The sequence below is a fragment of the Microcystis sp. CS-574 genome (assembly GCF_028329095.1).
Lineage (GTDB): Bacteria > Cyanobacteriota > Cyanobacteriia > Cyanobacteriales > Microcystaceae > Microcystis > Microcystis ichthyoblabe_A.
The window spans coordinates 1-9,968 of the sequence record NZ_JAQMSY010000020.1 but is presented as its reverse complement, the minus strand read 5'-3'; the positions used below and the strand labels follow the sequence as shown (position 1 = coordinate 9,968).

At 42.6% G+C, this 9,968-nt stretch carries 10 protein-coding genes and 1 pseudogene; 6 read left to right on the top strand and 5 right to left on the bottom strand.

Annotated features, from left to right (window positions below; genetic code table 11):
* Window positions 1-83: 83 nt before the first annotated feature.
* Window positions 84-713 carry a Holliday junction branch migration protein RuvA gene (gene ruvA / locus PN470_RS01395; RefSeq protein WP_002739332.1) on the bottom strand — a complete coding sequence of 210 codons (630 nt, stop codon included), beginning with the start codon at window positions 711-713 and terminating at the stop codon, window positions 84-86.
* A gap of 63 nt (window positions 714-776) precedes the next feature.
* Between ruvA and PN470_RS01390 the strand changes: the two genes are divergently transcribed.
* Entirely contained in the window at window positions 777-2,006 is a 1,230-nt protein-coding gene (locus PN470_RS01390) for a site-2 protease family protein (RefSeq protein ID WP_271935968.1), read from the top strand.
* A 398-nt stretch (window positions 2,007-2,404) separates the two neighbouring features.
* Here the strand turns inward: PN470_RS01390 and PN470_RS01385 are convergent, their stop codons facing one another.
* On the bottom strand, window positions 2,405-3,583 hold the full coding sequence (locus tag PN470_RS01385; protein WP_271935970.1) for a substrate-binding domain-containing protein: 1,179 nt from the start codon (window positions 3,581-3,583) through the stop codon (window positions 2,405-2,407).
* A 220-nt stretch (window positions 3,584-3,803) separates the two neighbouring features.
* Between PN470_RS01385 and PN470_RS01380 the strand changes: the two genes are divergently transcribed.
* Together PN470_RS01380 and PN470_RS01375 are read left to right on the top strand one after the other, a co-directional pair.
* Window positions 3,804-4,829 (top strand): cyanophycinase, encoded by a 1,026-nt coding sequence (locus PN470_RS01380; RefSeq protein ID WP_069475051.1) that lies wholly within the window; start codon window positions 3,804-3,806, stop codon window positions 4,827-4,829.
* A 77-nt stretch (window positions 4,830-4,906) separates the two neighbouring features.
* Window positions 4,907-5,509, top strand: a complete 603-nt coding sequence (locus PN470_RS01375; RefSeq protein ID WP_271935972.1) for a chromophore lyase CpcT/CpeT — start codon at window positions 4,907-4,909, stop codon at window positions 5,507-5,509.
* Between the two features lie 11 nt (window positions 5,510-5,520).
* Here the strand turns inward: PN470_RS01375 and PN470_RS01370 are convergent, their stop codons facing one another.
* Window positions 5,521-5,694: a hypothetical protein gene (locus tag PN470_RS01370; RefSeq protein ID WP_172963186.1), complete on the bottom strand. Its 174-nt coding sequence runs from the start codon at window positions 5,692-5,694 to the stop codon at window positions 5,521-5,523.
* Between the two features lie 153 nt (window positions 5,695-5,847).
* On the opposite strand from PN470_RS01370, the gene PN470_RS01365 reads away from it, so the two are divergent.
* Both PN470_RS01365 and PN470_RS01360 read left to right on the top strand, forming a co-directional pair.
* Window positions 5,848-6,216 (top strand): hypothetical protein, encoded by a 369-nt coding sequence (locus PN470_RS01365; RefSeq protein WP_123230223.1) that lies wholly within the window; start codon window positions 5,848-5,850, stop codon window positions 6,214-6,216.
* A 43-nt stretch (window positions 6,217-6,259) separates the two neighbouring features.
* Window positions 6,260-8,071 (top strand): sodium:solute symporter family protein, encoded by a 1,812-nt coding sequence (locus tag PN470_RS01360; protein WP_271935976.1) that lies wholly within the window; start codon window positions 6,260-6,262, stop codon window positions 8,069-8,071.
* A gap of 311 nt (window positions 8,072-8,382) precedes the next feature.
* Here PN470_RS01360 and PN470_RS01355 read toward each other — a convergent pair whose 3' ends face one another.
* Together PN470_RS01355 and cynS are read right to left on the bottom strand one after the other, a co-directional pair.
* Window positions 8,383-9,030: an NAD(P)H-dependent oxidoreductase gene (locus PN470_RS01355; protein ID WP_016515431.1), complete on the bottom strand. Its 648-nt coding sequence runs from the start codon at window positions 9,028-9,030 to the stop codon at window positions 8,383-8,385.
* Window positions 9,031-9,191: 161 nt separating this feature from the next.
* Window positions 9,192-9,629 carry a cyanase gene (gene cynS, locus PN470_RS01350; protein WP_002738671.1) on the bottom strand — a complete coding sequence of 146 codons (438 nt, stop codon included), beginning with the start codon at window positions 9,627-9,629 and terminating at the stop codon, window positions 9,192-9,194.
* A gap of 185 nt (window positions 9,630-9,814) precedes the next feature.
* Between cynS and PN470_RS01345 the strand changes: the two are divergent.
* A pseudogene (locus PN470_RS01345) lies at window positions 9,815-9,968 on the top strand (photosystem II q(b) protein); the annotation flags it as partial.

The following is a 9,968-nucleotide window of genomic DNA, read 5'->3' as shown; positions in this document are numbered from 1 at the left end:
GGTGTGGGGTGTGGGGTGTGGGGTGTGGGGTGTGGGGAGAATAGATGAAACTGTCTCCTGTCTCCTGCCTCCTGACGACTGATTTAGCCTAGCCAATTAATTGCCCCTTTAATCCAGTCTTCTGGCTGAGTATTTTTACTAAATAAAGCATCTTGACTGAGGACTGCGATAGCTCGATCGATCTCCTCCCGGCTGTATCCTAAAGCTAAAAGGGTCATCTGCACATCTTCGAGGATTTCCGCTGCCGGTAGTATTGCCGTGGTTGTCGTCGTCGCTTCTTTTAGCTGTCGCCATGCTGCCAATTTAGTTTTTAACTCTAAAGCGATTCTCTCTGCTGTTTTTAAGCCGACTCCGGGGGTTTTGCTCAAAATTTTGGTATTTCCCGTCACTATCGCCACCACAAGTTCCTCAATCCCCAAGGTATCGATTAAAGCTAGGGCTAATTGCGCCCCAACCCCATTGACGGAAAGCAGTTGACGAAACAGATCTCGCTCTGGGGCGGTGCCGAAACCGTACAATAAAGGCTGCTCCTCGCGAAGGAGTAGGTGAGTAAAAATCTGACGACTATCATTGTTATCTTTGCCGATGTCTAGGGCTAATCGCGAGGGAATTTGGATTTCGTAACCGATCTGGTTTACGTCTAAAATCAAGATCAGTCGGTTATTGGGGGTTTTGATCACCTCGATCGCTTGTCCTCGTAAATAATTAATCATTAATTTAGTTCTCCTACGAAAATAACCGAACCACAGCAATGACGGTTTTTACTCCCTAAAGGAATGCCGGAGAGATTTGCAGTTTTGTTACAATTGTTAACAGAAGTGAATGGCGTAATTGATAACCTAATCTTCTTGGCGTTAGTCCCCAACAATTGGAGAAGATACAAAATGAATGGCAACATTAGAGTCGGGAATCTCTTTGGAATTCCCTTTTATATTAATCCTTCTTGGTTCTTTGTTCTGGGGTTAATTACCTTAACCTATGGAGGAGAATTAAGTCAGTTTCCCCAGTTAACGGGAATTATGCCCTGGCTCTTAGGATTTTTTGCCGCTATTCTCCTATTTGCCTCCGTGGTTGCCCACGAATTAGGTCATAGTTTTGTTGCCATCGCCCAAGGTATTGAAGTCAAATCAATTACCCTCTTTTTATTCGGTGGTTTGGCAACTCTCGGCAGAGAATCGAAAACTCCCCTAGAAGCTTTTCTCGTAGCAATTGCCGGCCCTTTAGTTAGTTTACTGCTCTTCGGTATCTTCCTAATTATTGGTCTCAATATTAGTTTAAATGCGCCGATGGCGGCGATTCTTTCTCTCCTGGCCTATATTAACCTCGCCCTAGGGTTATTTAACCTAATCCCCGGTTTACCTTTAGATGGTGGTAATATCCTTAAAGCCATCGTTTGGCAAGTAACGGGTAATCCCAATAAAGGGGTTTTATTCGCTAGTCGCTTCGGTCAATTTTTTGGTTGGTTAGCGATTGTCATCGGTGCGCTATCAATTCTCGGAATCAGTCAATTTGGCAGTTTTTGGACGCTATTAATTGGCGTTTTCCTCCTACAAAATGCTGGTTTTTCCGCTCAATCAGCTAAGGTTCAAGATTTCCTAAGTCGCTACAGTGCTAAAGATGTTATCTCTCCTAATAGTCCTGTAGTGCCGATTAATTTAACCCTGCGCGAGTTTGCTAATAATTATGTTATCGGTAAACAACAATGGTCTAAATTCCTAGTTACCGATAGCGAAGGTAAACTATTAGGAGTGATTAATTTAGAGGCTCTGAAAACAATTCCCACTTCCCAATGGACCCAGGTAAATATCGGCCAGTTATTACAAACTAGCGAAAGTCTCAAACTGGTTTTGTCTAATACTTCCCTCCTAGATGTGGTGAAAATTTTGGAAGGAGAAAATTTATCTCAAGTGACAGTGGTAGAGGAAAACGGCAGGGTTTTGGGGTTAATTGAGAAAGCTTCTATCCTTACTTTTCTCGCGCAAGAAACCCAAAGTCAAGCCGCTTAATCAGTTATCAGTTATCAGTGCCGCTTAATCAGTTATCAGTTATCAGTTAGGTAAATGTATTTTTCACCTTAATATTGATGAATCAGTCTAATCGATATCTGCTAGGATTTATCCTTGTTGTCGCCGCTTATATAACTTTAATTGCTCCAGAAGTTAATAACCATATACAAGCAATGCTCGGAGGATCATCATCAAATTTACAAGCAAACAGATATTCTGAATTTCTTAGTTTTGTAATTAATGCGAGCATTTTATACCTTGTTAAGTTTCCGTATCGCAGAATTTTGTCTAGTATCTCCTGACTATACTAAGTAGTCGGACATAAATTCTGTTTTCTATCTTAAGAAATGTAAATTGCCGCAATTCTTACTGACGACCGGCTCCTGACTCCTGACTCCTTACCCCACAGTTAACTTTACTTTTGTCCAACTACTTAACTGTCGCATTGCTTGCCATAATTGCTCGTATTCTTGCTCGGTTGCTGGCGATAAAGGGTTGAGAAAATCGCTTTTTTTGACTGCTTCTGGATTGACAAGTAAAGGATTATTTCTAATATCTGGGGGAATTTGATCGGGATTTTCAGTGAGAATTAGGGGGGATAATCCAGAGGTAAATAAAGAAATTTTAGTGGCGGATTCTGGTTGCCAACAAAAATCAATCCATTGCTGGACAAGAGAATTAGGAGTAGTTAAAACTGGTTTGACCCACACATCCGACCAGAGAGAAGTACCAGATTTGGGGACAACAACTTTAATTTTATTATAGCGATCGCTCACTGGTAAAATATCATTAGACCAACCCACAGACAGCCAGACATCACCGAGTATTAGGGGTTGTAAATAATATTGAGAACTATAAAATCTTACCTGTTTTTGTAAAGCGAATAGCTGGTCTTTTAGTCCTGTAACTTGTTTTAAATCACTGTAATTATAAGAATAACCCAATTTTTTTAGGGTTAAACCGATGACTTCGCGACGATTATCAATTAGGGCAATTTTACCGGTTAATTCCGGTCGCCATAGATCGGACCAATCCTGTGGCCGCCAGTCAAATTGAGCGAATTTTTTCTCATTATAGGCAATTACTGTCATTCCCCAACGGTAGGGCGCACCCCAGACTTTCCCCTCTGTTTCCAGTTGTCCTTGAGCATTGCGAGTCATATTTTCTTGCCAACGGGGGGGCAGTTTTGACCAATTAGAAAGTTGAGAAGTATCTAGGGGTTGAATTAAACCGTTGGTAATCGCTTTTCCTAGCCAAGCATCTCCTAGGGTGACTAAATTACCCATGGCTGGGTTTTGTTCCCTAAAAGGGATAGGAAACGAAAATTGTGAGGTTGGTTGCCCCTGATTTTTTAACCATTTTTCCAATAATTCTAATAGCTCTTTCAGCTGCCTTTCCGACTGAAAATTGACTTTTTTTTCGGCAATAGTTTTCTGAAAATCTGTTAGTAATCGCGGCGGAATCGAACCGGACAGGAGAAAAATGCTCGGCTCGCCGCTTCTGGAAGCGCAGCCATTTAAACCCCCCGCTAAGGCGATTGTACCTAATCCTTGCAAAAAAGAACGTCTATTTAACATATCGCCCGCCGATTCTCAACTTTAACAGTAATAATTGCCAGTTTCTAGCCTTGAATTATTATAGGACGATTTTTAACAAAATGTAAACTAGGGAGTTTTGCCGCTACCGATTTCAGCCATAAAGAGGCTTTGTTGTTAACTTTTATGGTAGAAAACTCTGATTTTGTCCTAGTTAAAGCTAGGATAGAAGGAGTAAGCTAAGGGGAGAGGGTATAAGACCATGTCCAACAATCATGATCGAGATTTCCATTATTCTTGTCGTTGTGGAAAAGCCAATTTTCAGTCTGTAAAACATCGATCGGGTATTTTATTAATCGGGGGAGCGGAAGGAGGTAAATTAGGAGAAGATCAAGCGACCACATGGTTATTAAATCGAGCTAAAGGCGGTAATTACTTAGTGCTGCGCTTTGGTGATCTTGGCGGTCAAGCCGATTGGATTTGCGACAATTATCCCTCCCTGATCGGCTCGGCAGCGGAACTATCAATTGATAGTCGTGAAGGGGCGAATCATCCTGATGTTATCGAATATATTCGTAATGCCGATATCCTTTTTTTTGCCGGTGGTGATCAAAATCAGTACGAGGATTTGTGGGAAAGCACAAAGGTGGAAACAGCGATCAATTATCTAATCAACGACAAAAAAGTTCCCGTGGCGGGAACCAGCGCAGGAATGGCTATTCTCGGGGATTTTTACTATGCGCCTACTCACGAAGGAGTACTGAGTTCAGAAATATTAAATAATCCCTTTCACTTCAACACCAAAGACTTCTATCGGAGTGATTTTATTCGGGTTCCTTTTCTCAAAAAAGTGGTGACAGATACCCATTTGGATCGACTCAATCAAGATCATCCCGAAACAAGATATGGTCGCCTTTTTGGTTTTTTAGCCCGTAATGTACACGATAATCACAATCAACTACCTGCCTACGCTATCGGTTTAGAAGAAGGTGCTTTTCTGGCGATCGATGAGCATGGTATCGCCAAAGTCTATGGCAACGGCACCGATAAGGGACAAGATGCCTATTTTCTGCAAACTAACGGGACTCTACCCGAACAGATGGAGCCGGATCGGCCTTTAATCTGGAATAACAACGGTCAAGCGGTGAAAGTCTATCGCATCGCAGGAACCCCCTCCGGCAGCGGTGAATTTGACCTCAAGGATTGGTCTAGTGCGGCTGGCGGTGGCTGGGAATATTGGTACACTAAAGGGGGAATGGCAGGGTTTAAGCGGGTTCTGGTAGCCTGAAGGTCATTTTTGTCAAAAAAGTGATTTCTATGGGTGTTAGGATTAATTTTGAGGCAATAAGGAGAATTTTTTGAGCTATGACCCCTGAATTAATCACTTTTGGTCGATATCTCGCGGGTGAATTTGAAAATCAACGGCAAGCGCAAGCAGAACCGGTGTGGTACGTTCACCTGCGTTTATGGTTACGTCCGTTGCCTTTATTTCGGGAAGACAGCATCGCGCTTTTTGCCGAACAGGCCAGTATGATCAATTTAGACCAACCCTACCGACCGCGACTGTGGCGATTAACGCGCTCGGAATCGGGAGGGTTAGAGGTTAGGCACTATATGTTTAATGACCTGAAATCCGTGCAGGGTGCGGGCAAAAATCCCGATATTTTGCGAAAAATTAGCTTAGAAGACCTAACTTTTCTGCCTACCTGCACTTTAGCGGTCAAAGTCAATACTCTCGCTGATAATCAATACCAGTTTATCGCCCAACCGCAACCGGAACAGCACTGTCAATTCACCTATGAGGGTACAACCTATCAGGTGGCTTTAGGTTTCGAGGTGACGAGTCATAGCCTAAAAACCTACGATAAAGGTCTAGATCCCGGCACTGGTAAGGGAATTTGGGGCGCTCTGCTCGGCCCCTATCAATACGAGAAAAAACAGGATTTTTCGGCAGAATTGGAGGTGTGAGGAAGATTGCATCACATTAGGTCAAAATGACGGCAGATAACACCGCAAAGAGCCGCTAAAGCGGTAATTCCTAAAGCTGTACTGATGTCTTGTCCTTGATTGACGGCAAAAGAAGTGACGATTCCTGCACCTAAACCGGCGGTGATTGCCGCTCCGAGAAAATCTTTATCTGAGTTTTTATACATAGAGATAAGGCCAAATTTCCACAAAATCGTGTTTTTTACCTTATCATCCTCTTTTGAGCCACTAATCACCCGGAGGCGGAATTGCAATCAAGCTTTAGATTTAGCCACGTTTCTTAACATTAAGTTGGGTAAGATAGATAGGAGGTAAAATCGATGAAATTAGCTAAAATCTCTTTTTATGGCTTTTTAACGCTGATTATCTCCCTTTTGCTAATACTGAGTTTTGTTAATGCCAGCAAGGCACAATCGGATACGGCGGTAAGATCGGAGTTAATTAGTCTCCGCAATCGAGTTGAGCGCCTTGAAAGTCAGGTCCGAGGAATAACCATCCGCGGGGAAAATGCCGCTCCCATTCCCCAACGGCGATCGGGAACGGGTATAGTAAATGGGGAAGTAGTCGGGGAAAGTGACCCACTGTTCCAGCGTTTAGCCACTTTAGTAATTGAACTAAAGGAAGATTTAAAAAAGCTGGAGCAACGGGTGCAAATCTTAGAAAAAGAAACCGTTAGCCAGAAATCGTAGTCAATTGATGCTATAACGATCGAAAGTTAAATTGATCTCAACTATGCAGTTAATTGATTATGTAATTGTGCTGCTGTATCTGGCAGGAACCCTAATAATCGGGATTATAGCCGAGAAAAAAGCTTCTCAAGGTCTAGAATCCTACTTTTTGGGTAATCGCAATTTGCCCTGGTGGATGTTAGGGGTGTCGGGAATGGCGGCTAACACCGATTTAGCGGGAACTATGGTCATTTCTGCCCTAATTTACGCCGTCGGACCCAAAGGACTATTTATCGAAATCCGCGGCGGTGTTGTCCTAATTATGGCCTTTCTCATGGCTTTTATGGGCAAATGGAATCGCCGGGCCCAAGTTATGACCATGGCGGAATGGATGCAGTTTCGCTTTGGACCGGGAAAACAGGGTAATTTTGCCCGAATTATTAGTGCCGTCGCCACTCTCTTATTCTCTATCGGTGCGATGAGTTATTTCTCCGTTGCGGGGGGGAAATTTTTAGGGCAGTTTCTGGGTATGGATGATCGTCTTGCTTCGGTGATATTAATTCTTTTAACCTTGATTTATACGGTGGCCAGTGGTTTTTATGGTGGGGTAATTACCGATTTATTTCAAGGGTTTCTGATTTTTGTAGCGGTAATTTATGTATCGACAGTGGCCTTTTTTACTGTTAATCTTCCCGATAGTTTCACGGTAGCAATTCCGGGGGCAGCAGAGCCAAAAACTTGGAATTTAAGCGACTGGTCTAGTATTTTCCCTTCGATGACTTTGGATTTACCCGGAGATTATGCCATCTTTAATTTGTTTGGTGGGGTGATTTTCTTTTATTTAGTTAAAACCATCATCGAAGGTTGCAGCGGCAGCGGTGGATATATGTTACAACGATACCTAGCGGCCAAAAGCGATCGAGATGCCGGTTTATTATCTTTATTCTGGATTATTCTGCTTTCTTTCCGTTGGCCTCTAGTCACAGCTTTTGCGGTTTTAGGTATTCACTACGGTTTAACCGAAGGCACGATTACAGATCCAGAAAGAATTCTGGCCACGGTGATTACTCAATACATTCCGGTGGGGATGAAAGGGTTATTAATTGCTGCTTTTTTAGCGGCGGCTATGTCCACTTTTAACGCAGTTATCAACGCTAGTGCCGCCTATTGGGTCAAAGACATCTATCAAGCTTTTTTGAAACCAAATGCGGGAGAACAGGAGTTAGTTTTTCAAGGTCGTCTGGCCTCGGTTTTTGTGGTCGTAATTGGCTTAGTTTTGAGTTTTAATATCGAAAATGTCAATGATATTTGGGGTTGGTTAACCACGGGATTAGGGGTAGGATTAGCAGTTCCTCTCCTATTACGTTGGTATTGGTGGCGCTTTAATGGTTATGGTTTTGCCGTGGGAACTTTAGCAGGAATGATTGCGGCTATTGCCTCACAAGCGATAATTTTACCTTTCTTTCGTCACAGTCAATATCAGGAACTTATTCTCTTTCTTGTGCCGAGTTTGTTCGCTTTAGCTGGCTGTATTATCGCTACTTTGTTAACTCCTCCCACCGATAGTTTAGTTATGGAAAATTTCTATAACGTTACCCGACCTTTTGGCTTTTGGGGAGAAGTCCGTCACAGTGTTAAACCTAACCTACAGGCAAAAATTAAAGCGGAAAATCAACGGGATATCATCGCCGCTTTTCTTACCGTTCCTTGGCAATTAGTCCTCTTTATGATGGGGATTGTTTTAATCATCAAGCAGTGGCAAAGTTTGAAGATTTTGGCTTTGGTTTTTCTTTTGCTTTCCATCGGTCTCTATTTTACTTGGTATCGACATTTATCTAAGGAAATTACTGTCACTAAAGACCGAGATTTAGGTTAGGCAGTTATCAGTTATCAGTTATCAGTTATGAGTAAGATCTCGTTCCCAGGTAGAACCTGAATACTATTTTAAGGCAGAGCCTTAGATATTGTGTTCCAAGGCTCTGCCTTGGAACAAGGGAAACTCGCAATCCAAAATCCAAAATCTAAAATCTAAAATCCCAAAAAGAGTGGAGGAGCGGGTATCATTTCTCCACGAAAATCTAGTAATTGCACTAGAATTAAATAAGCAATCGCAATCGCTCTAGTAATGATCGCAACCAGTTTTCCTCGATTCATAAACAATCCCTCAACTGATATAGTCTTATTGTACTAATGCCAGACAATAACATCATCGCGATCAAAGCGAACTTTCTTCAACAGTTGATATTTGTCTTCTAAGGAGCGATAGCCGAGAGCCACTGCTGCTACTGCTGCATAGCCGCTACCTTCTAATTGCAGAATACGATCATAAGCCGCTGGCTCGATTCCTTCTAGTGGACAAGCATCAATATCGAGCAAGGCGGCGGTTTCCATCAGCATTCCCATCGCAATATAACTCTGTCGCTGAGACCACCATTGAACAATTGCTGAGCGTGGCCCATTAACTAAATCTGACACCATCAGATTCTTATAATTCTCCAGAGAAGCGACATCTAATTCTCGAACTTGAGCTATTTTTGCAACGAATTTCTCGACATATGCTACTTCAATTTTGGTAAGAGTAGCAAGTACCACATAGTGGGAGCAATCCTCTACTTGAGTTTGATTCCAACTGACCGGAGTAAGTGCCGCACGAATTTTTGGATCTTGAACGACAATAAATTTCCAGGGTTGCAAACCATATGAAGAAGGAGCCAGTCTCAAGCTTTCTTCTAAGATAAACCAATCTGCTTCAGAAATTTTTTTAGACGGGTCAAATTTTTTGACAGCGTATCTCCACTGAAGCTTTTCTAAAATTTCTTGAGGTTGAATCGTCATTATATCTCCTGGGCGATTGAGCGCTGGAATCTATTTTAAATTCTCTCAAAATCTGCAAAAAAAAAGCAAGCAAAATTTTGCCGTCAATTGTTAAGTTTGGTTAAGAAAAATAGCAAGAGCGGCAAGGAATAGAAATCCCTTACCGTTGACTTTGGCCGGACTCACCACTTCTTATAGGGTAAAAACTTACCCGACATGGTAATTTTAACGCGATCGCCTTTAGGGTCTTCCTCCTTATCCACGTCGAGGGTAAAATCGATCGCACTCATAATACCATCGCCGAATCTTTCATGAATCACCGATTTTAGGGGCATTCCATACACCTGCATGATCTCGTAGAAACGATAAATCAGGGGGTCGGTGGGGACAACCGGACCCAATCCCTTGACAGGATACTCGGTTAAGGATGCGACGATTTCGGTTCCCAGTCCCAAAGCTGCCACAATTTTCGTTGCTTCCTCTGGGGAGGCGCTCGCTTGCCGGTAAAAAACAGCGGCAATCCACACCTCATCTCGTCCTAGAATCGCTTCTAGGTCAGCGAAACTCAGTCCTTTTTCCTTCTTCGCTTCCAATAGTTTTGCAGTAATTTCGGGTATCATCGCTTATTTTTGCAGAATTTGTCTGCTTCTAGTTTACCTGAACATCAATTATATAAGTAAAAGTTATGACATTGATAAAAAAACATTTCTTAAAACCCCTTTACATAACTATAAAAAGCCGATAGTATTAACTCATGTCAAACAACGAACCTTGACAACCTAATACATACAGAAATTATCCAACCATGACTACAACTCTACAACAGCGCGAGAGCGCTTCCCTGTGGGAGCAGTTCTGCCAGTGGATTACCAGCACCAACAACCGTCTTTATGTCGGCTGGTTCGGTGTGATCATGATCCCCACCCTGCTCACCGCCACCACCTGCTTCATCATCGCCT

What these genes read in the sequence shown, in the direction of transcription:
- PN470_RS01385 (WP_271935970.1), bottom strand. Translation starts at nt 3,583, where the DNA reads ATGTTAAATAGACGTTCTTTTTTGCAAGGATTAGGTACAATCGCCTTA.
- PN470_RS01390 (WP_271935968.1), top strand. Translation starts at nt 777, where the DNA reads ATGCCGGAGAGATTTGCAGTTTTGTTACAATTGTTAACAGAAGTGAAT.
- PN470_RS01375 (WP_271935972.1), top strand. Translation starts at nt 4,907, where the DNA reads ATGACCCCTGAATTAATCACTTTTGGTCGATATCTCGCGGGTGAATTT.
- cynS (WP_002738671.1), bottom strand. Translation starts at nt 9,629, where the DNA reads ATGATACCCGAAATTACTGCAAAACTATTGGAAGCGAAGAAGGAAAAA.
- PN470_RS01380 (WP_069475051.1), top strand. Translation starts at nt 3,804, where the DNA reads ATGTCCAACAATCATGATCGAGATTTCCATTATTCTTGTCGTTGTGGA.
- ruvA (WP_002739332.1), bottom strand. Translation starts at nt 713, where the DNA reads ATGATTAATTATTTACGAGGACAAGCGATCGAGGTGATCAAAACCCCC.
- PN470_RS01365 (WP_123230223.1), top strand. Translation starts at nt 5,848, where the DNA reads ATGAAATTAGCTAAAATCTCTTTTTATGGCTTTTTAACGCTGATTATC.
- PN470_RS01370 (WP_172963186.1), bottom strand. Translation starts at nt 5,694, where the DNA reads ATGTATAAAAACTCAGATAAAGATTTTCTCGGAGCGGCAATCACCGCC.
- PN470_RS01355 (WP_016515431.1), bottom strand. Translation starts at nt 9,030, where the DNA reads ATGACGATTCAACCTCAAGAAATTTTAGAAAAGCTTCAGTGGAGATAC.
- PN470_RS01360 (WP_271935976.1), top strand. Translation starts at nt 6,260, where the DNA reads ATGCAGTTAATTGATTATGTAATTGTGCTGCTGTATCTGGCAGGAACC.